This is a genomic window from Mycolicibacterium iranicum (assembly GCF_002101705.1).
Taxonomy (GTDB): domain Bacteria; phylum Actinomycetota; class Actinomycetes; order Mycobacteriales; family Mycobacteriaceae; genus Mycobacterium; species Mycobacterium iranicum.
The window spans coordinates 148,744-172,646 of the sequence record NZ_LQPC01000031.1 but is presented as its reverse complement, the minus strand read 5'-3'; the positions used below and the strand labels follow the sequence as shown (position 1 = coordinate 172,646).

At 66.4% G+C, this 23,903-nt stretch carries 17 protein-coding genes; 9 read left to right on the top strand and 8 right to left on the bottom strand.

From position 1 onward, the window contains the following. The first annotated feature begins 39 nt into the window (after positions 1-39). The gene (locus tag AWC12_RS16800; protein ID WP_085175675.1) at positions 40-648 is read left to right on the top strand and encodes a hypothetical protein; all 609 of its coding nucleotides are present in this window, start codon (positions 40-42) and stop codon (positions 646-648) included. A gap of 251 nt (positions 649-899) precedes the next feature. After that, positions 900-4,043 carry an isoleucine--tRNA ligase gene (ileS, locus tag AWC12_RS16795; protein WP_085175674.1) on the top strand — a complete coding sequence of 1,048 codons (3,144 nt, stop codon included), beginning with the start codon at positions 900-902 and terminating at the stop codon, positions 4,041-4,043. On the opposite strand, the gene AWC12_RS16790 is transcribed toward ileS, so the two are convergent. Next, a complete protein-coding gene (locus tag AWC12_RS16790; RefSeq protein WP_085175673.1) occupies positions 4,033-4,266 on the bottom strand; it encodes an RNA-binding S4 domain-containing protein in 234 nt (77 codons plus the stop codon). The genes ileS and AWC12_RS16790 overlap by 11 nt on opposite strands. A gap of 38 nt (positions 4,267-4,304) precedes the next feature. Between AWC12_RS16790 and AWC12_RS16785 the strand changes: the two genes are divergently transcribed. Beyond that, positions 4,305-5,663 carry a DNA polymerase IV gene (locus AWC12_RS16785; protein ID WP_085175671.1) on the top strand — a complete coding sequence of 453 codons (1,359 nt, stop codon included), beginning with the start codon at positions 4,305-4,307 and terminating at the stop codon, positions 5,661-5,663. Between the two features lies 1 nt (position 5,664). Here the strand turns inward: AWC12_RS16785 and AWC12_RS16780 are convergent, their stop codons facing one another. Further along, on the bottom strand, positions 5,665-6,567 hold the full coding sequence (locus AWC12_RS16780) for an asparaginase (protein WP_085175670.1): 903 nt from the start codon (positions 6,565-6,567) through the stop codon (positions 5,665-5,667). Positions 6,568-6,609: 42 nt separating this feature from the next. Here AWC12_RS16780 and lspA point away from each other — a divergent pair, with 42 nt between their 5' ends. The 5 genes from lspA (at position 6,610) to dnaE (ending at position 13,361) form a co-directional block, all read left to right on the top strand. After that, positions 6,610-7,200, top strand: coding sequence for a signal peptidase II (gene lspA, locus AWC12_RS16775; protein ID WP_085175668.1), 591 nt, complete (start codon positions 6,610-6,612; stop codon positions 7,198-7,200). Beyond that, positions 7,197-8,126 (top strand): RluA family pseudouridine synthase, encoded by a 930-nt coding sequence (locus tag AWC12_RS16770; protein WP_085175667.1) that lies wholly within the window; start codon positions 7,197-7,199, stop codon positions 8,124-8,126. Before lspA ends, AWC12_RS16770 begins: the two co-directional genes overlap by 4 nt. Then, positions 8,123-9,013, top strand: a complete 891-nt coding sequence (rarD, locus tag AWC12_RS16765) for an EamA family transporter RarD (RefSeq protein ID WP_085175665.1) — start codon at positions 8,123-8,125, stop codon at positions 9,011-9,013. The genes AWC12_RS16770 and rarD overlap by 4 nt, the downstream gene beginning before the upstream one ends. 53 nt (positions 9,014-9,066) lie before the next feature. Then, positions 9,067-9,741 (top strand): TetR/AcrR family transcriptional regulator, encoded by a 675-nt coding sequence (locus AWC12_RS16760; RefSeq protein ID WP_085175664.1) that lies wholly within the window; start codon positions 9,067-9,069, stop codon positions 9,739-9,741. Positions 9,742-9,812: 71 nt separating this feature from the next. Next, complete coding sequence (dnaE, locus tag AWC12_RS16755; RefSeq protein ID WP_085175662.1) at positions 9,813-13,361, top strand: DNA polymerase III subunit alpha; 3,549 nt, start codon at positions 9,813-9,815, stop codon at positions 13,359-13,361. Between the two features lie 18 nt (positions 13,362-13,379). Here dnaE and AWC12_RS16750 read toward each other — a convergent pair whose 3' ends face one another. Next, positions 13,380-13,610, bottom strand: coding sequence for a hypothetical protein (locus AWC12_RS16750; RefSeq protein ID WP_024446368.1), 231 nt, complete (start codon positions 13,608-13,610; stop codon positions 13,380-13,382). Between the two features lie 136 nt (positions 13,611-13,746). Between AWC12_RS16750 and ilvA the strand changes: the two genes are divergently transcribed. After that, positions 13,747-15,036, top strand: coding sequence for a threonine ammonia-lyase IlvA (gene ilvA, locus AWC12_RS16745; RefSeq protein WP_085175661.1), 1,290 nt, complete (start codon positions 13,747-13,749; stop codon positions 15,034-15,036). Positions 15,037-15,041: 5 nt separating this feature from the next. Here ilvA and AWC12_RS16740 read toward each other — a convergent pair whose 3' ends face one another. From AWC12_RS16740 to AWC12_RS16720, 5 genes are all read right to left on the bottom strand, one after another. Beyond that, entirely contained in the window at positions 15,042-15,470 is a 429-nt protein-coding gene (locus AWC12_RS16740; RefSeq protein ID WP_085175659.1) for a protein-tyrosine phosphatase family protein, read from the bottom strand. A gap of 68 nt (positions 15,471-15,538) precedes the next feature. Then, complete coding sequence (gene treZ / locus AWC12_RS16735) at positions 15,539-17,272, bottom strand: malto-oligosyltrehalose trehalohydrolase (RefSeq protein ID WP_085175658.1); 1,734 nt, start codon at positions 17,270-17,272, stop codon at positions 15,539-15,541. After that, positions 17,265-19,559 carry a malto-oligosyltrehalose synthase gene (gene treY, locus AWC12_RS16730; RefSeq protein WP_085175656.1) on the bottom strand — a complete coding sequence of 765 codons (2,295 nt, stop codon included), beginning with the start codon at positions 19,557-19,559 and terminating at the stop codon, positions 17,265-17,267. The genes treZ and treY overlap by 8 nt, the downstream gene beginning before the upstream one ends. A 1-nt stretch (position 19,560) precedes the next feature. Beyond that, entirely contained in the window at positions 19,561-21,705 is a 2,145-nt protein-coding gene (gene glgX, locus AWC12_RS16725; protein WP_085175764.1) for a glycogen debranching protein GlgX, read from the bottom strand. Then, a complete protein-coding gene (locus AWC12_RS16720; RefSeq protein ID WP_085175655.1) occupies positions 21,705-23,900 on the bottom strand; it encodes an acetyltransferase SucT in 2,196 nt (731 codons plus the stop codon). Before AWC12_RS16720 ends, glgX begins: the two co-directional genes overlap by 1 nt. Positions 23,901-23,903 lie beyond the last annotated feature (3 nt).

Genomic DNA, 23,903 nt, shown 5'->3' with positions numbered 1-23,903 from the left:
ACTCTCCCAAATTTGGGACATTCGCTGTACGGTAAGTCCATGGTCGCTCCATACATCTCGGACGAGGTCAAACAACGGCCTGTCCACAACGCGCCGGTAACCCTGGATGTGTTCGATCACCCCACGGTCGACACGCTGCCCGCCCAACTAGAGAAGTTCGGTACGTCGCCTTCGAGCGAACTGACCGAGGAAGTCGACGCGGCGGCAGAATGGCTTGGCGTGCAGGTCGAGGAGATTCTCCTGGCTGCATTGGGTCGCACCCTGGGCCGCACCCGTGGCGAAGGAACCGTGACGGTGGACGTCACCGGTGGCCATCGCTGGTTGAGTCACCCCGTGACCCTGATCTGTTCGGATGCCCAGCCGATGGGGCCGACCGAGATGCTGCAGGGCGCTCACAGTGCATTGGCCGCAGCCCCCGGACGCGCCAGCGCTCAGTCGGAGCTGCTGCTCAATGTCGTCGCCGCCGAACTGCCCGACGTGCCCGCCGGCCGCGCGCTCGAAGTGCGTGCGCAGCGCGTGGACGGCCTGCTGCAGATCGACTGGTTCTATGACGCGTCGCGTTTCGACGCGTATTCCATCGAAGAGATGGCCGAGCAGTTCCCGCTCGCGGTCATCGAGATCACCTCGGACGCTGCTGCGCCGCTGTGATGAACGGCGGCGCCCGCGGCTAGACTCTCGTCCAACGGTGTCGATCCGGCTATCACCGGGGAGCCTTCGGAAGAACAGCTGCGAGCGAAACGCTCGCGCCCAGTAGAACCGAACGGTTGGGCTCGTCATCGCCCTGACTTGAGCGGCGCACGTTCGACGTGCGCAAGCGGGGTGGTACCGCGGCGCTCGCGCACCGGCGCGACGTTCGTCCCCGTGCCTTGACTCGACGTACGGCACAGGAGACCCAGCACGTGACCGCATATCCCAAGCCCGCTTCCGGCGCGCCGAAGTTTCCGGAGCTGGAAGCCGAGGTGCTCAAGTTTTGGGACAGCGACGACACCTTCCGTTCCAGCATCCAGCAGCGCGAGGGCGCCCCCGAGTACGTCTTCTACGACGGGCCGCCGTTCGCCAACGGTCTGCCGCACTACGGGCATCTGTTGACGGGCTACGTCAAGGACATCGTTCCGCGGTACCGGACCATGCGCGGATACAAGGTGGAGCGGCGCTTCGGCTGGGACACGCACGGGCTGCCCGCCGAACTGGAGGTGCAGCGCCAGCTCGGCATCACCGACAAAGCCCAGATCGAACAAATGGGCATCGAAAAGTTCAACGACGCGTGCCGCGACTCGGTTCTCAAGTACACCGGCGAGTGGCGTGACTACGTCACCCGGCAGGCTCGCTGGGTCGACTTCGACAACGACTACAAGACCCTCGACATCGGTTTCATGGAGTCGGTGATCTGGGTCTTCAAGCAGCTGTGGGACAAGGGCCTGGCCTATGAGGGCAACCGCGTGCTGCCCTACTGCTGGAACGACGAGACCCCGCTGTCGAGCCACGAGCTCCGGATGGACGACGACGTCTATCAGAACCGCCAGGATCCCGCCCTCACCGTCGGCTTCCGCGTAGAGGGGGATGCCGGCGATCCGCTCGAAGGTGCGTATCTCCTGATCTGGACCACGACGCCGTGGACGCTGCCGTCCAACCAGGCCGTCGCCGTCAACCCCGACGTGACCTACGTCGTGGTGGAATCCGGCGGCAAGCGGTTCGTGCTCGCCGAAGCGCGGTTGGGAGCGTATGCGCGTGAGCTCGGTGAGGAGCCGTCAGTGCTGGCCACATACACCGGCCGCGACCTTCTCGACGTCCGATACGCGCCGCCGTTCCCGTATTTCATGGACTCTCCGAACGCCTTTCGGGTCCTGCCCGGCGAGTTCGTCAGCACCGAGGAAGGCACCGGCCTGGTCCACATGGCGCCGGCTTACGGCGAGGACGACATGGCGACCTCGCAGGCGGGCGGCATCGACGCCGTAACGCCGGTCGATGCCAAGGGCCGCTTCGATTCCACAGTGCCCGACTATGCAGGCCAGCACGTCTTCGACGCGAACCCGCAGATCATCCGCGACCTCAAGAACGGCACCGGGGCTGCCGGGGTCAACGGTGCGGTGCTGCTGCGCCACGACACCTACGAGCACACCTATCCGCACTGCTGGCGGTGCCGCAACCCGTTGATCTACCGCGCGGTCTCATCGTGGTTCATCAAGGTCAGCCAGTTCCGCGATCGCATGGTCGAACTCAACCAGGAGATCACCTGGTATCCCGAGCACGTCAAGGACGGTCAGTTCGGCAAATGGCTGCAGGGCGCACGCGATTGGTCGATCTCGCGGAATCGGTACTGGGGCACGCCCATTCCGGTGTGGAAGTCCGACGATCCCGCCTACCCGAGAATCGACGTCTACGGCAGCCTCGACGAACTCGAACGAGATTTCGGTGTCCGGCCCGACAACCTGCACCGGCCCTACATCGACGAGCTGACCCGCCCCAATCCGGACGATCCGACCGGCAGGTCCACGATGCGCCGCATCGAAGACGTGCTCGACGTGTGGTTCGACTCCGGCTCGATGCCCTACGGGCAGGTGCATTATCCGTTCGAGAACGAGCAATGGTTCACGGGCACCGAGGACGAACCCGCGCACTTTCCGGGTGACTTCATCGTCGAGTACATCGGCCAGACCCGGGGCTGGTTCTACACGCTGCACATCCTGGCGACGGCGCTGTTCGACCGGCCGGCGTTCCGCACCTGCGTGGCACACGGCATCGTGCTGGGCAACGACGGCCAGAAGATGAGCAAGTCGCTGCGCAACTACCCCGACGTCTCGGAGGTGTTCGACCGCGACGGGTCCGACGCGATGCGGTGGTTCTTGATGGCCTCGCCGATCCTGCGCGGCGGCAACCTGATCGTGACCGAGCAGGGGATCCGTGAAGGCGTCCGGCAGGTACTGCTTCCCCTGTGGAACGCCTACACGTTCCTCGCGCTGTATGCGCCGCAGAAGGGTACGTGGCGCACCGATTCGTCCAACGTCCTCGACCGCTACATTCTGGCCAAGCTGGCCGTCCTGCGCGACGACCTGACGGCGTCGCTGGACGTGTGCGACATCTCGGGTGCCTGCGATCACCTGCGGCAGTTCACCGAGGCGCTGACGAATTGGTATGTGCGCCGGTCGCGTTCGCGGTTCTGGGAGGAGGACGCCGACGCCATCGACACCCTCCACACGGTGCTGGAGGTGACCTGCCGGCTGGCGGCGCCGCTACTGCCGTTGGCCACCGAGCGCATCTGGCGGGACCTCACTGGGGAGCGGTCGGTGCATCTGACCGACTGGCCCGATGCGGCGTCGCTGCCCGCCGATCCGCAGCTGGTCGCGGACATGGACCTGGTGCGCGAGGTCGCCTCCACGGGCTCGTCGCTGCGCAAGGCCAAGAAGCTGCGTGTGCGCCTGCCGCTGCTGAAACTGACTGTCGCCCTGGATAAATCAGTGAATCCGAGCCGGCTTGAGCCCTACCGGGATCTGATCGCCGATGAGCTCAACGTCAAGGCGGTCGAACTCACCGACGACATCGCCGCACACGGGAAGTTCGAGCTCACCGTCAACGCCCGCGTCGCGGGCCCGCGCATCGGCAAGGACGTCCAGGCCGCCATCAAGGCCGTCAAGGCGGGTGAGGCGGTCGTCAATTCCGACGGCACGCTGACCGCGGGTCCCGCGGTGTTGCAGCCCGAGGAGTACAGCTCGCGGCTGGTGGCAGCCGATCCGGAATTCACCGCGGCGCTGGGAGACGGCGCAGGCCTGGTGGTGCTCGACGGCACCGTCACCCCGGAGCTGGAAGCCGAAGGCTGGGCCAAAGACCGCATCCGTGAACTGCAGGAGCTGCGCAAGTCCACCGGCCTCGAGGTCTCCGATCGGATTTCCGTCGTCATGTCGGTGCCGGCGCCGCAGCAGCAGTGGGCGCAGACGCATCAGCAGCTGATCGCCGGCGAGATCCTCGCGACCAGCTTCGAGTTCGGCGAGCCCGCCGACGGGACCGAGATCGGCGACGGCGTGCGGGTCGCGATCGCTAAGGCCTGACGGCGACGCGGGCGCTGCGCCCGGACAGCTCGACGACGTCGCCCGGGCGCAGTTGCCTGCCGCGCCGCACCTCCACTTCGCCGTTCACGGTGACCTCGCCGTCCGCGATCACGGTTTTCGCGTCGGCACCGGAATCGATGAGGCCGGCGAGCTTGAGGAACTGCCCGAGCCGGATTATCTCGTCCCGGATCGGGATATCGGCGGGTTCGCTCGGGTGTGCCACGGGCCCACGCTATCCGGCACGCCCTAGCATCGGCATCTGTGGCCGCTCGCTGGGTCCTGCATCTGGACATGGACGCGTTCTTCGCGTCCGTGGAGCAGCTGACGCGTCCCACGCTGCGCGGCAGGCCGGTGCTGGTCGGCGGTGTCGGCGGCCGGGGTGTCGTGGCGGGCGCCAGCTACGAGTCCCGGGTCTTCGGTGCCCGGTCGGCGATGCCGATGTTGCAGGCCAAGCGTCTGGTCGGTCCCTCGGCGGTCGTGCTGCCGCCCCGCGGCGTGGTGTACGGGACGGCGAGCAGGCGGGTCTTCGACACCGTCCGGTCGATGGTCGCAGTACTTGAGCAGCTGTCGTTCGACGAGGCGTTCGGTGAGCCGCCCGAACTGGCGGGCGCCCCCGAATCCGAGGTCGAGGCGTTCTGCGCCGAGCTGCGCGCCCGCGTGCGATCCGAAACCGGTCTGGTGGCGTCCGTCGGCGCCGGTTCTGGCAAGCAGATCGCCAAGATCGCGTCGGGTCTGGCCAAGCCCGACGGCATCCGGGTGGTCGGCCGCGACGTCGAGATGACGCTGCTGTCGGGGCTGCCGGTGCGGCGGCTGTGGGGGATCGGGCCCGTCGCCGAGGACAAACTGCATCGGTTGGGCATCGACACCGTCGGCGCGTTCGCCGCACTCACCGAGACCGAGGTGGCCGACATCCTCGGCGCGACGGTGGGGCCCGCGTTGCACCGCCTGGCGCGAGGCATCGACGACCGGCCGGTCGCCGAGAACGCCCCCGCCAAACAGATCAGTGCGGAATCGACCTTCGCCGAAGACCTCACGACGCTCATTGCGCTGCGCGAGGCGATGGGGCCGATCGGCGACCATGCGCACCGCAGGTTGGAGAAGGACGGTAGGGGCGCGCGCACGGTCACGGTGAAGCTCAAGCGGTCGGACATGAGCACGCTGACGCGCTCGGCGACGCTGCCCTACGCGACCACAGACGCCGCGACGCTGATCGGCACCGCGCGGCGGCTGCTGCTCGACCCCGTCGAGATCGGACCCGTTCGTCTTGTGGGCGTGGGCTTTTCGGGACTCTCCGATGTTCAGCAGGAGCCGCTGTTCACCGACGCCGGGCTGATCGAGGAGACCTCGGACGACACCAGTCTGCCCGCCACCCTGGCCGATGTCGCCGCCACGGCGCCTGCGTGGCGCGTCGGTGACGACGTCAGACACGCCGAGTTCGGCCACGGCTGGGTCCAGGGTGCGGGACACGGCGTCATGACGGTGCGGTTCGAAACCCGCGGCAGCGGGCCGGGGCAGGCGCGCACCCTGTCCGACACAGACCCCGCCATCAGCCGCGCGAACCCGGTGGACAGCCTCGACTGGCCGGAGTTCGTCGACGAGATGGCCCGCAGGCAGAGCTGACTCAGCCCCATCTTTCGAAAGCGTCCCGCAGCGGGTGCTCCGCAGCCAGCGCGGCCATGAGCAGCACCCGGGCCTGCGGTGGTCGCAGCCGCGCGGCGACTATCGCCCCCGCGTCGACCAGATCGCGTCCCGGGCCGTATCCGGGACTGACCAGGCCGCCGGGGACTCGCGTCGACACCGCGACCGCCACGCCGTCGCGGCAGTGCCTGCGCACCCCGTCGATCAGAGCGGCCCCCGCGTTGCCCGACCCGAGGGCCTGCAGGACGACCCCGCGGGCACCTGCCGCCACGCAGGCGTCCAGTGCCGCGGTGTCAGCGCCGGGGTAGGCGGCGACGATGTCGACACGCGGAGCCTCGGCGGCCGAGATCCGGCCCAACCACGGGCGTGCCTTGCCGGTGTCCGCGGAACGGCCCGCGAAGCTCTGCAGGTCCGTGGTCGCAACCTTGTGCACGCCGAGCGGTTCGAACACCGAGCCGGCGAAGCTCACCAGGACCCCGCGGTCGCGCCACCGGGGGTCGCGCGCGACGGCGAGCGCATCACGCAGGTTGGCGGGTCCGTCGGCGTCCACGGCATCGGCGCTGCGTTGGGACCCGGTGAGGACCACCGGCGGCGCGCCGTCGTAGGTGAGTTCGAGCCACAGCGCGGTTTCCTCCATGGTGTCCGTGCCGTGGGTGACGACGATGCCGTCGGTGGTGTGGTCGGCGGCGGCTCGGCGGACGGCGGCTGCGATCGAGTCCCAGTCGGGAGGCGTCAGCTGGGAGCTATCCACCGACAACACGTCGTGCACCTCGACGTCGAGTCCGGTGGTCAGGTCCGCGCCGGAGCGGGTGGGACGCTTCACGCCGCCGGCGTCGGAGCTGGTCGAGATGGTGCCGCCGGTGGCGAGGACGACGAGGTGACCCATGGGTGGAATTCTCGCCCACCGGCTCTTTGCGATGATGGGGGCGTGACTGATGAATCGTCGAGCCCGGCCGAGCCCGCGACCGGTGCGGAGCCGACGGCCCCGGGGGTGTCGGCACAGCCGCCCGTGCGGCGCCGGTTACGCCTGCTCCTGACCGTCGCCGCGGTCGTCCTCGTCCTGGACATCGTCACCAAGGTTCTCGCGGTCAAGCTGTTGACACCGGGCCAGCCCGTCTCGATCATCGGCGACACCGTCACCTGGACTCTGGTGCGCAATTCGGGTGCGGCGTTCTCGATGGCCACCGGCTACACCTGGGTGCTGACGCTCGTGGCGACAGGTGTCGTGATCGGCATCATCTGGATGGGACGCAGGCTCGTCTCGCCGTGGTGGGCGCTCGGGCTCGGCATGATCCTCGGTGGCGCGCTGGGCAATCTGGTGGACCGGTTCTTTCGCTCACCCGGCCCGCTGCGAGGCCACGTCGTCGACTTCCTGTCCATCGGCTGGTGGCCGGTGTTCAACGTCGCCGACCCCGCGGTCGTCGGCGGGGCGATCCTGCTGGTGGCGCTGTCTCTGTTCGGCTTCGACTTCGACACCGTCGGCCGGCGCAAGCCGGACGCCGACCCCGGGGAAGGATGACGACCCGGTCGATGCCGGTGCCCGAGGGGCTCGCAGGTATGCGAGTCGACGCCGGCCTGGCCCGGCTGCTCGGGCTGTCGCGGACGGCGGCCGCCGCGATCGCCGAGGACGGCGGCGTCGAGCTCGACGGGGCGCGCGCCGCCAAGTCGGACAAGCTGACCGCGGGCGCATGGCTGGAGGTGCAACTTCCGGAAGCCCCTGCGCCGGTCGAGAACACGCCCGTCGACATCGAGGGCATGGACATCCTCTATTCCGACGACGACATCGTCGCCGTCGACAAGCCGCCCGGGGTGGCGGCGCACGCGACAGTCGGCTGGCACGGGCCGACGGTGCTCGGGGGCTTGGCGGCCGCGGGGTACCGCATCAGCACGTCGGGCATCCACGAACGCCAGGGCATCGTCCACCGGCTCGATGTCGGGACGTCGGGCGTGATGGTAGTGGCGTTGTCGGAACGGGCCTACACCGCCCTGAAGCGCGCGTTCAAGCAGCGCACCGTCGACAAGCGTTATCACGCGGTGGTGCAGGGACATCCGGATCCGTCGAGCGGGACGATCGACGCCCCGATCGGCAGGCATCGCGGCCACGACTGGAAGTTCGCGGTCGTCGAGGGCGGAAGGCACAGCATCACGCATTACGACACGCTGGAGGCGCACCAGGCCGCCAGCCTGCTCGACATCCATCTCGAAACCGGCCGCACGCATCAGATCCGTGTGCACTTCGCGGCGCTGCACCACCCGTGTGCCGGTGACCTGACCTACGGCGCCGACCCGACGCTGGCGAAACGCCTAGGGTTGGAACGTCAATGGCTGCACGCCCGGTCGCTGGCGTTCACGCATCCCGCCGACGGCCGCCGTGTCGAGATCACGAGCCCGTACCCGGCCGATCTGCAGCACGCGCTGGACGTCCTGCGCCAGCACGACCTGTGAGGTCCGGACTGCTCTTCGGCGCCGGCGCCTATGTGATGTGGGGGTTGTTCCCGGCGTTCTTCCCATTGCTCAAACCGGCTGGCGCGGTCGAGGTACTCGCTCACCGGGTCATCTGGAGCTTCGCGCTGATGGTCGTCGTGGTCGCCGCGGTGCGGCGGCTCGGGGACGTCAAGGCGATCACCGGCCGCACCTGGCTGCTCCTGGTCGCGGCCTCGGGTCTCATCTCGGCCAATTGGCTGATCTATGTGTACGCGGTCAACAACGGCCATGTCGTCGACGCCGCGCTCGGCTACTTCATCAATCCACTGGTGTCGATTGCCCTGGGGCTGCTGGTCTTTCGCGAGAAACTGAACCGCTGGCAGTTCAGTGCGCTGGCCATCGCCGTGATCGCGGTGGTGATCCTCACGGTGCAACTCGGCGAGCCCCCGCTCGTCGGACTGGGCCTGGCGCTGTCCTTCGGCCTCTACGGCGCGGTGAAGAAGCTGGTGCCGACCGACCCGCGCGTGAGCGTCGGCATCGAAGCCGCGATCGCCACACCGTTCGCGATCGCGTATGTGGTGGCGTTGCAGGTCACCGGCGGCGGCACCCTGACCGGCCACGGTGGCGGCCACGTCGCGCTGCTCGTCCTGTCCGGGGTACTCACCGCGCTTCCACTGCTGCTCTTCGCCGCGGCTGCGCAGCGGCTGCCGATGGTCACCCTCGGGCTGCTGTTCTACATGACTCCTGCGATGCAGCTGTCCTGGGGAGTGCTGATCGGCCACGAGCCGATGCCGCCGATGCGGTGGCTCGGCTTCGTTCTGATCTGGGTCGCGCTGCTGGTCTTCACCGTCGACGCTGTGCGACGCGCCCGCGCCGAGCGTCGGGTTTCCGCCTCTACTGTGGTGTGACCTTTGCGCGCGTTTTTATTGACCCGTCAGTAGCTATGCCATAACGTTTGCTCGTGGAGAACGAGACCCTCGCTGCGCCGCTGGCTCGCAAACGTGGTCGTCCGGTGGGGGCGGACTCGGAGCAGACCCGGACGATGATCATGCGCGCGGCCCGCGACATCATCGCCGAACGGGGCTATCAGGCGGCGTCGTTCCAGCAGATCGCCCAACGGGCCGGAGTGAGCCGCCCGACGCTGCACTACTACTTCGCCACCCGGGAGGACCTGTACGACAAGCTGCTCTCGGACGTCCGTGAGCGCATCCAGGCCTGTGCGGCAACGGCATTGGCCGGGGGATCGTTGCTCAGCCAGCTTGCTGCGTTCACGGTGGAGTTGGGCAGGCTCGGCGAGGCGGAGCCGGCGCTGATGAAGTTGGTGATGACGGCGCGCATCGACCACCACCGGGCGGTGCACAGGCACCAGTCGGCGGCCGCGATCGTCTCGGCCGTGCACGCGTTCTACGACGCCGCCGTCGCCGACGCGGTACGCCGTGGCGAGCTGGACGCAGGCGGTGACCCCCGCGCCGTCGCGGACTTGCTGGCCGCGCTGTTCTGGGGGTTCGGGTTCTACGCGGGCTTTCTCGCCGGGGACTCGCGACCCGAAGACACCGCGAAGGTAGCCAGGCAATTGATGAGAATGGTTGGTAGCGGATTGCTGAATAGATCGGTCGCCGCGACGATCGACGCCTGATTCGAAGTTCGCGAGACACGCACCGCGACACGCCGTGCGGTGTCGGTGGTCGGTCCTAAACTGGCGTCCCTATGAGCGGTTCTTTCGTGCATCTGCACAATCACACCGAGTACTCGATGCTCGACGGCGCCGCCAAGGTCAAACCGATGCTGGCCGAGGCGCAGCGGCTGGAGATGCCCGCGATCGGGATGACCGACCACGGGAACATGTTCGGCGCCAGCGAGTTCTACAACGCCGCCACCGATGCCGGCATCAAGCCGATCATCGGCGTCGAGGCCTACATCGCCCCCGCGTCACGGTTCGACACCAAGCGCGTTCTGTGGGGCGATCCGAGCCAGAAGAGCGACGACGTCTCGGGTAGCGGCTCCTACACCCATATGACGATGGTGGCCGAAAACGCCACCGGGCTGCGGAATCTGTTCAAGCTCTCGTCGCTCGCATCGTTCGAGGGGCAGCTGGGCAAGTGGTCCCGCATGGACGCCGAGATCATCGCCGAACATGCCGAAGGCATCATCGCGACCACCGGGTGTCCGTCCGGCGAGGTGCAGACCCGCCTGCGGCTGGGCCATCACAACGAGGCAGTGGAGGCAGCCGCCAAGTGGCGCGAGATCTTCGGCCCGGAGAACTTCTTTCTGGAGCTGATGGACCACGGCCTCGACATCGAGCGTCGCGTTCGCGAAGGTCTTCTCGAGATCGGACAGAAGCTCGGCATTCCGCCCCTGGCCACCAACGACTGCCACTACGTCACTCGCGAGGCGTCCCGTAACCACGAGGCGCTGCTGTGCGTACAGACCGGTAAGACGCTGTCTGATCCGACGCGCTTCAAGTTCGACGGCGACGGCTACTTCCTGAAGTCCGCGGCCGAGATGCGCGCGCTGTGGGACGACCAGGTGCCCGGGGCGTGTGACTCGACGCTGCTCATCGCCGAGCGGGTCCAGTCCTACGCCGATGTGTGGACTCCCCGCGACCGGATGCCGATCTTCCCCGTTCCGGAGGGCCACGACCAGGCCACCTGGCTGCACCACGAGGTGATGGCCGGGCTCGCCCGCCGCTTCGGCGGTGTCGCCGACGCAGTGCCCGCCGAGTACATCGAGCGTGCCGATTACGAGATCAAGGTCATCTGCGACAAGGGTTTCCCGTCGTACTTCCTCATCGTGGCCGACCTGATCAACTATGCGAAGTCGGTCGACATCCGGGTCGGCCCCGGCCGAGGTTCGGCGGCGGGCTCGCTGGTCGCGTACGCGCTGGGCATCACCAACATCGATCCGATTCCGCACGGCCTGCTGTTCGAGCGCTTCCTCAACCCGGAACGTCCCTCGGCCCCCGACATCGACATCGACTTCGACGACCGTCGCCGCGGCGAGATGTTGCGGTATGCGGCCAACAAGTGGGGTAGCGATCGCGTCGCCCAGGTCATCACCTTCGGCACCATCAAGACCAAGGCGGCACTGAAGGATTCGGCGCGTGTGAACTACGGCCAGCCCGGCTTCGCCATCGCCGACCGGATCACCAAGGCTTTGCCGCCGCCGATCATGGCCAAGGACATCCCGCTGTCGGGCATCACCGATCCCAACCACGAGCGGTACAAGGAAGCCGCCGAGGTGCGCAGCCTCATCGACACCGACCCCGACGTGCGAACGATCTACGAGACCGCCCGTGGCCTCGAAGGGCTGGTGCGCAACGCGGGTGTGCACGCGTGCGCGGTGATCATGAGCTCCGAGCCCCTCATCGATGCGATCCCGCTGTGGAAGCGCCCGCAGGACGGCGCGGTCATCACCGGCTGGGACTACCCGTCGTGTGAGGCCATCGGCCTGCTGAAGATGGACTTCCTCGGCCTGCGCAACCTGACGATCATCGGCGACTGCATCGAGAACATCAAGGCCAACCGCGGTATCGACCTGGACCTCGAGTCGCTTGCGCTCGACGACCCCAAGGCCTATGAACTTCTCGGTCGCGGAGACACGTTGGGCGTGTTCCAGCTCGACGGTGGCCCGATGCGGGATCTGCTGCGGCGCATGCAACCCACCGAGTTCAACGACATCGTGGCCGTGCTGGCGCTGTACCGGCCGGGGCCCATGGGCATGAACGCCCACAACGACTACGCCGACCGCAAGAACGGGCGGCAGGCGATCAAGCCGATCCACCCCGAGCTCGAGGAACCGCTCAAAGAGATCCTCGCCGAGACCTACGGCCTGATCGTCTACCAAGAGCAGATCATGTTCATCGCCCAGAAGGTCGCCTCCTACACGATGGGTAAGGCCGACGCGCTGCGCAAGGCCATGGGCAAGAAGAAGCTCGAAGTGCTCGAGGCCGAGTACAAGGGCTTCCGCGAGGGCATGACCGCGAACGGTTTCTCCGAGGGCGCGGTGAAAGCGTTGTGGGACACCATTCTTCCGTTCGCCGGGTACGCATTCAACAAATCGCACGCCGCGGGCTATGGGCTGGTGTCCTACTGGACGGCCTACCTGAAGGCCAACTATCCAGCTGAGTACATGGCAGGCCTGCTGACCTCCGTGGGTGACGACAAGGACAAGGCCGCGGTGTACCTGGCCGACTGCCGTCGCCTCGGCATCACGGTGCTGCCCCCTGACGTGAACGAGTCGGTGCAGAACTTCGCTTCCGTCGGCAACGACATCCGCTTCGGCCTCGGCGCCGTGCGTAACGTCGGCGCGAATGTGGTTGCCTCACTGGTGAACACGCGGTCGGAAAAGGGCAAGTTCACGGACTTCTCCGATTACCTGAACAAGATCGACATCGCCGCCTGCAACAAGAAGGTGACGGAATCGCTGGTCAAGGCCGGTGCGTTCGACTCGCTCGGTCATCCCCGCAAGGGCTTGTTCCTGGTGCACACCGATGCCGTCGACTCGGTGCTCGGCACCAAGAAGGCCGAGGCGATGGGGCAGTTCGACCTTTTCGGTGGGGGTGACGGCGGGGATGACAACGGTGACTCTGCGTTCACCATCCGCGTGCCCGACGAGGAGTGGGAAGACAAGCACAAGCTCGCGCTCGAACGCGAGATGCTCGGCCTCTACGTGTCCGGGCACCCCCTCAACGGCATCGCCCACCTGCTGACCGCCCAGGTGGACACCCAAATCCCGGCGATTCTCGAAGGCGACATCGCCAACGACACCCAGGTGCGGGTCGGCGGCATCCTGGCGTCGGTGAACCGTCGGGTCAACAAGAACGGACTGCCGTGGGCTTCGGCGCAGATCGAGGACCTCTCCGGCGGTATCGAGGTGCTGTTCTTCCCGCAGACCTACTCGATGTTCGGCGCCGAGATCGCCGATGACGTCGTCGTGCTGATCGGCGCCAAGGTCGCCAAGCGCGACGACCGGATCTCGCTGATCGCCAACGAGTTGATCGTCCCGGATTTCTCCAGTGCCCAGGCGAACCGCCCGGTGGCGGTGAGCCTGCCCACCAGGCAGTGCACCGTTGACAAGGTCACCGCGCTGAAGCAGGTGCTGGCCCGCCACCCCGGGACATCGCAGGTTCACCTTCGGCTGATCAACGGTGAACGCATCACGACGCTGGAGCTGGATCAGTCACTGCGCGTGACGCCGTCGTCGGCGCTGATGGGCGACTTGAAAGAACTGCTGGGACCAGGCTGCCTGGGCGGCTGAGTGAACCGGCCGCGTAAGTCAGCCGCGCGGAGAGGTGAAAAAGCCGACGGTCAGCCACGTCACCGCGGCCAGCCCGGCGCCGCTGAGAACGGCGGGGCCGGCGGAGCCGGTCGCCAGGCCGACGACCACGAAGACCACCAGCCCGACGAGCAGCGCCACCACTTTGTAGAGGGGCCACGCGACGCCCGCAATCGACACCGTCGAGGCCGGACGGGACACGGCGTCGTTGAGGTGTTCGGCGGTCGTCATAGAAGTGACGATAGCTCGTAGGAAAGATTTCGGTCAACCGAAACACTGGTTGTGGCGCGTCGATTTTCCTAGCCTGACTACACGTTTCTCCGCGCAGCATTTTTCCGCACGCGGGGTGGGGTGGCACCATTGTCCGGTGTCCGCCGAGCTGAGCCGTAGCCCCCGCATCGATCCTGGCGCGCCCCTGAGCGCCGCCGATATCGACGAGGCGGCGCGGCGAATTTCGGGTGTGGTCGCGAAGACGCCACTGCAGCTCAGCGACCGTCTGTCGGCGATTACCGGCGCTCAGGTCTATCTGAAGCGGGAGGACTTGCAGGCCGTTCGCTCCTACAAGCTGCGCGGCGCCTACAACTTGCTGATGCAGCTGCGCCCGGAGGAGACGGCCGCGGGCGTCGTCTGCTCGTCGGCAGGCAACCATGCGCAAGGTTTTGCCATGGCCTGCCGATCCATGGGCATCCACGGTCGTGTCTACGTACCTGCCAAGACACCGAAGCAGAAGCGCAACCGAATCCTCTATCACGGCGGCGACTTCATCGAATTGATCGTCGGCGGCAAGACCTACGACATGGCAGCCCAAGCCGCACTCGACGACGTCGCGCGCACTGGTGCGACACTAGTCCCGCCCTATGACGATCTGCGCACGATGGCGGGGCAGGGCACGATCGGTGTCGAGATCCTCGACCAGTTGGGGGCCGAACCGGATCTGGTGATCGTCCCCGTAGGCGGCGGCGGCTGCATCAGTGGAATCACCACCTACCTCGCCGAGCGCACCGCGACGACTTCGGTGCTCGGCGTTGAACCCGCCGGCGCCGCGGCCCTGGTGGCCGCCCTGGCCAACGGCAAGCCCGTGACTCTCGACGACGTCGACCAGTTCGTGGACGGCGCGGCGGTCGCGCGGGTGGGCGCCAAGCCGTTCGCGGCGCTGTCGGCCGCCGGCGACATGGTGTCGATCACCACGGTCGACGAGGGGGCGGTGTGCACCGCGATGCTCGATCTTTACCAGAACGAGGGAATCATCGCCGAGCCCGCAGGGGCGCTGTCGGTGGCTGCCCTTTCCGATGCCGACATCGAACCCGGCTCGACCGTCGTGTGCCTGATTTCCGGCGGCAACAACGACGTGTCCCGCTACGGCGAGGTCCTCGAGCGGTCCCTGGTGCACCTCGGGCTCAAGCACTACTTCCTCGTCGATTTCCCGCAGGAGCCCGGCGCGCTGCGCAAGTTCCTCGACGAGGTCCTCGGCCCGAACGACGACATCACGTTGTTCGAGTACGTCAAGCGAAACAACCGCGAGACCGGGGAGGCGCTCGTCGGCATCGAGATGAACTCCGCTGCCGACCTGGACGGTCTGCTCGAGCGCATGCACGCTTCCGAGTGCCATGTCGAGCTTCTTGAGCCGGGATCACCGACGTACCGCTATCTCACCTAAAGGTGTCACGCCGCGATGTGCACCAGCGCATCGTCGTTGGCTCGATGAAACGGCTCGACGGGCACCTCGAAGTCGGCGGCGCACTCGCGGATCAGTTCGGCCCATCGGCGGTCGATTCGTGAGACAGGGCCGCTGCCGGGGCGAGTGAGCAAGAAAGCCACCGACGTTCCCGACTCGAGCTGTTCCAGGAAATCCGATAGCTGAGCCATCAGTTCTGCGATGAACGCAGGGTCTGGAACCGACGTGACCTCGATGTCGGTAAGGATCTTGACGAAGCGGCGATCCGGACCCACCAGCACGAACCGCAGCAGGCGTTCGCCAAAACCCAGCGGGCCCATCAGTGCCCGCCAGCGTTGCCGGAGATCGGCGACGGAACGAATGGGATCCGTCGCGGTTTCGGGAGGCGGGATCGCTGTCAACTCGGTGTGTTTCATGCACACATGATCAGTCGAGCACCGTGATCGGGCCACTACGCTATCCACAGGGCCAAACCTGTGAATAACTAGTTGACGCCTCGCAGGACTGCGACAGAATGCCCGTCGATCCGGGTCGTCTGCTTGCTGGCGGCCGGCTCACCCCATGCCAGCACCACCTCGCCCGTCACCGGTACGTCGGCGGCTTGGGTGCCAAGATTGCAGGCGATCGCAAGCGCGCCGCGACGCATGACGAACCAGCGCTGCTCCTCGTCGTAGTCGACGCCGAGGTTGTCCAGCCACGGGTCAGCCATGTCAGGTTCGTTGCGACGCAGGGCGATCAGCGCGCGATAGAACTCCAGCAACTGTGCGTGCTCTCCGTCGGCGGTCTCGTCCCACTTGAGCTTCGAGCGTGTGAACGTCTCGGGATCCTGTGGATCAGGGATCTCGTCGGCGTCCCATCCGTGGTCGGCGAACTCCTTCTTGCGCCCTTCTGCCGTTGCCCGGGCCAGCTCGGGTTCGGGGTGCGAGCTGAAAAATTGGAACGGTGAGGACGAAGCCCACTCCTCGCCCATGAAAAGCATTGCCGTGTAGGGGGATCCAAGAGCAAGCGCGGCCTTGATGGCCTGCTGGCCCACCGTGAGGTTCTGCGAGGGGCGGTCACCGATGGCACGGTTGCCGACCTGGTCGTGGGTCAGGGTGTAGGCAAGCAACCTCGTGGCCGGGATCGTTGCGGTGTCCAGCGGGCGGCCGTGTCGGCGTCCGCGGAACGACGAATGGGTGCCCGCGTGAAAGTACCCGTGCCGCAACGTCTCCGCCAGCGTCGCCAGCGTCCCGAAATCGCCGTAGTAGCCCTGGCGTTCGCCGGAAACCGCGGAGTGAATGGCGTGGTGGATGTCATCGTCCCACTGCGCCGTCATCCCCAGTCCACCCTGGTCGCGGGGCGTGATCAGTCGCGGGTCGTTCATGTCGCTCTCCGCGACCAGCGACAAAGGTCGTCCGACTTCGTGCGCCAGCGAATCGGTTTCGGCGGACAACTCCTCCAGAATGTGGACAGCGGTGGTGTCGACCAAGGCGTGCACGGCATCCAGGCGTAGCCCGTCGGCATGGAAGTCGCGCATCCAGCGCAGCGCACAATCGATGATGTAACGGCGCACCTCATCGGAGCCGGCGTCGGAGATGTTGATCGACTCGCCCCATGGATTTGAGCCGCTCGACATGTAGGGCCCGAACTTCGGCAGGTAATTGCCCGACGGTCCCAGGTGGTTGAACACCGCGTCGATGAGGACGCCGAGGCCGCGATTGTGGCATGCGTCGACGAAGCGGACCAGTCCGTCCGGGCCACCGTAGGCCTCATGCACCGCGTACCAGAGCACACCGTCGTAACCCCAGCCGTGGGTGCCGCTGAACGCGTTGACGGGCATGACTTCGACGAAGTCGACCCCGAGATCTACGAGGTAGTCGAGTTTGTCGATCGCCGAATCGAAGGTGCCCCCCGGGGTGAACGTGCCGATGTGCAGTTCGTAGATGACCCCGCCCTCGATGGAGCGGCCCTGCCAACCGGCGTCGGTCCACGCATCCTGCGATGGACTCCACAGCTGCGAGCGTTCGTGCACGCCCTCGGGCTGCCGTGCGGAACGGGGATCGGGGATCACCGTCGGGTCGTCGTCGAGCACGAATCCGTAGCGGGCGTCGGGAGCGGCGTCCACGACCGCGCGCCACCAGCCGTCCTGGGTGCGGGTCATCGGGTGCAGCGTGCCGTCGACGTCCAGGCGCACCTGTTCGGGCCGTGGCGCCCATACCGCGAAGTCGTGATCAGGCATCGGCTCGCACCAGCAATGCGACAGGCAGATCTGCGAACAGCTCGCTGGCGGCCGCGCTTCCGCTGTGGGCCGTGCCGGTGAGCCGGTTGGTCCACTGGCCGTCGGGCAGAGCGAGAGACGTTTCCCCCCAGCCGTTGTCGGCCAATCGCACGGTCCATCTGCTCACCGCGACCAGGACGTCGTCACCGCGAAGATAGGACACCAGGTGCTCGGCGGCTTCACCATCGGCCGGCACAGGACGGTAACCGCCCGACAGAAACGTGCCGGGTCGTTCGCGCCGCAGCGTGAGTGCGTCCCGAACAACGCGAATCTTCGGATGCTCCAGCGAGCGCAGCGCGTCACGCCGCTGCGGATAGTCGACCGCCCGACGATTGTCCGGATCGACCAAGCTGTCCTCCCAGAGCTCTGTGCCCTGATAGATGTCGGGAACGCCAGGTGCGGTGAGGGCGATCAGCTTCTGTCCCAACGCGTCGCTGTGACCGTGCGGAGCAAGCCGCGTCACGAGAGCTGTCAGCTCCACGCCGACAGGGCCGTCGATCACCGCGTCCAGCCAATCGTGTACGGCGCGTTCGAAATCGTCGTCGGGCTCGTTCCACGTCGTGTGCAGGGCGGCCTCGCGAATGGCCTTCTCGGCATAGTCGTGCAGCCGCCTGCGGAGCTGATCGCTCACCTCGCCGCTGGCCGGCCAGACGCCGAACATGTTCTGCCAGAGGAACAATCCGGTAATCGGATCCGGTGGTGAGGTGCTGCGCTCCCAGCTCTCGACCAGCTCCGACCACAGGGAAGGCACCTGCGACAACACTCCAATGCGGGCGCGCACGTCCTCGCCGCGCTTGGTGTCGTGGGTGGTCAACGTCGTCATGGCCTGCGGCCACCGCGCCGCCCGGACAGACGCACGCTGGTGGAATTCTGCGGTGCTGACCCCGAAGTGCTCCGGTTCGCCGCCGACTTCGTTCAGCGACACCAGCCGCGGGTCCCGGTAGAAGAGGCAGTCCTCCATCGACTTCGCCGTGGCCGCGCCGCACAGCTGCTGCAGCCGGACCGACACTTCGTCGCTGATGTCGAGGGCGGTCGCGAGCAAGGCCAGCGGATCGGTCAGTTCTGGTCGCTCCGAACTGGTTTCGGCGATGGCGACGGGCAGGACCACCGAAAGGGCGGGGTAGTCGGACCGGTAGACGCCGACATGGCTGAGCAGCAGTGCGATGGCGTCACCGAGCAGTGCGTGATCGCGGCCGGCCGCGGCGACCACGGCGCGGCGCAGCCTCGCCAGCTCGCTGGCCAACGTGACGGTGACTGCTTCCACCTTCAGTTCGCGCCCCTGGTCGGCCATGGTCGAGTAGTCGACGCCGGCCGACTCGACCAGCGCGGTCAGTGATTTGACGCCGGTCGGGTCGATGAACAGCCCGCCCGCCTCGCGCAGCGCGTCGTAACCCGTGGTGCCGGCGACGGGCAAGCTGATGTCGAGCGCTTCGTCGACCGCGAGGATCTTTTCGATGACGATCCACGCATCGGGCCCGGTGAGCTCCCGAAGCCAACCGAGATAGCCTGCGGGATCGGATAATCCGTCGGGATGGTCGATTCTTATGCCGTCGACCAGGCCTTCGTCGAACCATCGCTTGACTTCGGCGTGTGTCGAGTCGAACACGGCCTTGTCCTCCTGGCGCAACCCCGCCAGGGAGGTGATCGAGAAGAACCGACGGTATCCGCATACGTTGTTCCGCCAGCCGATCAGCTTGTAATGCTGCCGATCGTGCACTTCGGTCCCACTCCCGCCGGTCGTGCCCGGCGCGATGGGCCATTGCCGGTCGCCCAATCGCAGCACGTCGCCGTCGACGGTCAGATCGGTCACGTCATCATCAGAGCCCAAGACCGGCAACACGATCCGTCCCTGCGGATCGAGGGTCCAGTCGATGTCGAAGTAGGACGCGTACGCCGAATCCCGCCCGTGGGCCAGTAGATCCCACCACCACTTGTTCTGCGAAGGTACATCGACCCCAACGTGATTGGGCACGATGTCGACGATCACACCGAGGCCGGCCGACCGTGCTTTCTCGGAGAGCCTCCGAAATCCCTCGGACCCGCCGAGTTCGGCGGAGATGGTGGTGGGATCGGTGACGTCGTAGCCGTGGGTGGAGCCTTCGCCCGCAGTGAGGATGGGGGACAGGTACAGGTGGGACACCCCGAGGTCGGCGAGGTAGTCGACGAGGTTCTCGGCGTCGGTGAACGTGAACGCCTCGCCGCTGGCCGGTCCGCGCATCTGCAGCCGGTATGTCGAGATGACTGACATGTCAGGTGACCTTGCGCAGGACCAGAACGGACCGGGGCGCAAGCGTAATCGTGTCCCCGGCAGTCACTTCCAACGTACTCATGCCCTGCGGATCAGCTGTGTCGACCGCACCTGCCCATTGCTTGGCGTAGTCGCCGTCCGGAGCCACGAATTCGACCGCCTTGTCGTGAGCGTTGAAGCACAGCAGAAAGGAGTCGTCGACGACTCTCTCACCCCGCACCCCGGGGGCTGGGATGGCGTCCCCGTTGAGGAAGACCGAGACACATTTGAAGCCCGAGCCCCAGTCCTCCGGCGTCATCTCCGTCCCCGACTGGGTGAGCCACTCGATGTCGCGCATCTGCTCTGCGCTGTGGACGACGTTGCCGTGGAAGAACCTCCTGCGCCGGAACGCGGGGTGATCCTTGCGGAATTTCACCATCCTGCGCGTGAATTCGAGCAGGTCGGCATTTGTCTCGCAGAGAGACCAGTCCATCCAGGACAGCTCGGAGTCCTGACAGTAGACATTGTTGTTGCCGTGCTGCGTGCGGCCCATCTCATCGCCGTGGGCGATCATCGGGGTGCCCTGGGACAGCATCAGCGTGGCCACGATGTTGCGCATCTGCTTTTCGCGAAGTTCGAGGATCTCGGGATCGTCGGTGGGTCCTTCGACACCGCAGTTCCATGACCTGTTGTGGCTCTCGCCGTCGCGGTTGTCCTCGCCGTTGGCCTCGTTGTGTTTCTCGTTGTAGGAGACCAGGTCGTTGAGTGTGAACCCGTCGTGGCAGGTGACGAAGTTGATGCTGGCGCTGGGCCGCCTGCCGGTCGCCTCGTAGAGGTCCGAGGAACCGGTCAGCCGGGACGCGAACTCGCCTAGTGTTGCGGGCTCGCCCCGCCAGAAATCACGCACAGTGTCGCGATACTTCCCGTTCCATTCGGTCCACAAACCTGGGAAGTTTCCGACCTGATATCCGCCCTCACCGACGTCCCACGGCTCGGCGATCAGCTTCACCTGACTGATCACCGGATCCTGCTGGATGATGTCGAAGAACGCCGAGAGTCGGTCGACGTCGTAGAACTCGCGGGCCAGCGTCGAGGCCAGATCGAAGCGGAACCCATCCACGTGCATATCGAGCACCCAGTACCGCAGCGAGTCCATGATCAGCTGCAGCGTGTGGGGGTGGCGGGCGGACAGGCTGTTGCCCGTGCCCGTGAAGTCCTTGTAGTAGCGCAGATCCCCGTCGAGCAGGCGGTAGTAGGCGGCGTTGTCGATACCCCGGAAGTTGATTGTCGGACCGAGGTGGTTGCCCTCGGCGGTGTGGTTGTAGACGACGTCGAGGATCACTTCGATGCCGGCCTCGTGGAACGCGCGCACCATGGCCTTGAACTCGGCGACCGCACCGCCGGCACTGCGCGTCGCCGCGTACTGATTGTGGGGTGCGAAGAACCCGAAAGTGTTGTAGCCCCAGTAGTTTCGCAGACCGAGATCGATCAGCCTGTGGTCGTGCATGAACTGATGCACCGGCATCAGTTCGATCGCGGTGACGCTAAGAGACTTCAGGTGGTCGATGATCGCGGGGTGGCCGAGCCCGGCGTAGGTGCCACGCAGCTCTTCTGGAACGCCGGGATGGGTTTTCGTCATGCCCTTGACATGGGCCTCGTAGATCACGGTCTCGTGGTAGGGCGTTCGAGGCGCGCGATCGGAGCCCCACTGGAAGAACGGGTTGATGACGACGCTGGTCATCGTGTGGCCGAGCGAGTCGACGCGCGGCGGAACTCCGCCGGTGGCCAGGTCGTCGGCTTGCAGGTCGTAGGAGTACAGCGCCTGGGTGAAATCGAAATCGCCGTGGAACGCCTTGCCGTAGGGGTCGAGCAGCAGCTTGCTGGGATCGCAGCGGTGCCCGGCAGCCGGATCCCACGGCCCGTGCACGCGGAAGCCGTAGCGCTGGCCCGGGGTGATAGTCGGCAGATAGCAGTGCCAGACGTAGCCGTCGACCTCGTCGAGGTTGATCCGCTGCTCGCGACCGTCCTTACCGATCAGACACAGCTCGACACGTTCGGCCACCTCGGAGAACAGTGAAAAGTTGGTTCCAGCACCGTCGTAGGTGGCCCCGAGGGGGTAGGGAGTCCCCGGCCATACGGCAGGCACCGATCGTTGCACCGGCGACATCAGTCGGTCCACCAGCCAGTGGCGGCACCGATCTGACGACCCAGTTCGTTGGTCATCGTGCGCATGTACGTCGCCGAAATGTGGTGCGCGTCGTGGTACATCAACACGTTCCCCTCCACGGCTCGGCAGTAGTCGGAACGACAGACCGCGTCGCTCATGTCGAGCGGCTTGAGCACCGGGAACCGGGCAAGGTAGTCCAGCGTCGGGTTGTGGTCCGACAGTACTTCGGAACGTTCGATCCCGCAGGAGATGGCGTCCCCGCCGTCGGCGAGGCAGTCGGCGGGGAAGAAGGGTTCGCCGTCGCGCACCATCCACGGGGTGTCGCGCATTGCGAGCACCGGAATGCCGTTGTCGGAGAACTCCTGCCAGATACCGAGATAGCTCGAGGGCATCACGTCGCCGGGCTTGATGTTCCATGGCCTGGTCGAAGTGGTGAACACGTAGTCAGGCTTGTCGGCGATGATGCGCGGCATCACGCGCTCGTTCCACTCCTTGCACTTGGGGTACGGGCGATTGTCGCCCATCACCAACGGCTTCTGCTCCCTGGTGAGGGGGCAGCCCATCTTGAGGTAGGTGACCACCTTGAAGTTGTGCATCCGGCCGAGCAGATCCAGAGCGGTGATCCAGTGTTCGGCGTGCGAGCCGCCGGCCAGCGCGATCGTCCGGGTTGCCGCTTTGTCGCCGTAAGTGCAGTTGATGACGCCGACGTTGTCGAAGTCGCTGATGCACCCGTCGGTGGTGGATTCGGGGAGGTCGTCTTTGGCCTCCAGCACCGTGGGGCGCATCGGCAGCTTGGGCACCTTGGCGTTGTTGATCAGCGCCCGCGCACCGGGGTAGTCACGGATCGAAAGGGTCGACAGCTCTTTGCCATTGGCGCGCAGCACGGTGACGTGCTCCCGCCACGTGAACGACGTCGCGGTGAGCGCGACGCCGAGCAGTGCAACGGTCGAGCCCAGCACGATCGTCGGCCTGCGCAGCCGGGTGCGGAGAGGGGCTTTGCTGACGGCCGGCAGGGTGGCCGATGCGCCGCGGACGCGTAACGGCTCCTCGACGTAGCGCGTCGTCAACCACGCGAGCACGCCGGAAACCAGCAGGACGCCCGCGCCCTCGACGAAGTTGACCCGCGAGCCGCCGGTGTAGGCGAGGTAGAAGATCAGCAACGGCCAGTGCCACAGGTACAGCGCATAGGCCATCGCGCCCAGGGCCACGAAGGGTTTCGATGCCAGCAGCCGGTTGGGCGCCGGAATGCGGCCATCGGTGTGCGGATCGGCGTAGCGGTTGGCCGCCGACACGATGAACAGCAGCGTCGCGCCGACGGGCACCAGCGCCCACGGGCCGGGGAACTCGTGCACGCCGTCGATGAGAGCCCCGCACGACAGGATCGCGGCGAGCCCGACCACCGCGAGCACGGTCCGTATCCACATCGGCCAGCGCACGTACGGGACCACCGCGCCGACGAGCACGCCGACCAACAGCTCCCAGGCGCGGGCGAAGCTGTTGTAGTAGGCCGTCGCCTGATCGGCGTTGTGCGCGATGATCGCGTACACGAACGATGCGATCGTCAGCGCACTGAGCAACGTCACGAAAGCAGCACGTGCGTACCTACCGAAGGCGCGGCGGAAAACCCACGCGCACAACATGATCAGGGCGAGGAACGCAATGTAGAACTGGCCCTGCACCGACATCGACCAGATGTGCTGCAGTGGGCTCACGGATTCGCCGGCGCGCAGGTAGTCCGCGGCCGTACTTGCCAGTTCCCAGTTCTGGTAGTAGCCCAGGCTCGCCAGGCTCTGGTCGGCGAAGGCCTCCCAGCGCGTCTCGGGTTGGATGAGGATCGTCAGGACCGCCGACACGGCGAGTACCACCACGAGCGCGGGCAACAGACGCCGGATGAGACGGGTGATTTCAGGCACCGGCCGTAGCGAGGCGCCCGGGGTGAGAGCGTTGCGCAGCAACCGTCCACCGAAGAAGAAACCCGATAACACCAGGAAGACGTCGACGCCGCCCGATACCCGCCCGAACCACACGTGGAACACCGCGACCAGGGCGATCGCGATGCCTCGGAGTCCGTCGAGATCATGCCGGTAAAAGCCTGACGTGCGCGTTCCCATGCCGGAACCGGGTTGCGACGGTACACGTGGGGTCGGGCCCGGGGCTTTGGTCTGTGCCGGTCGGGCGGGGGCGAGGGTCATCATGGT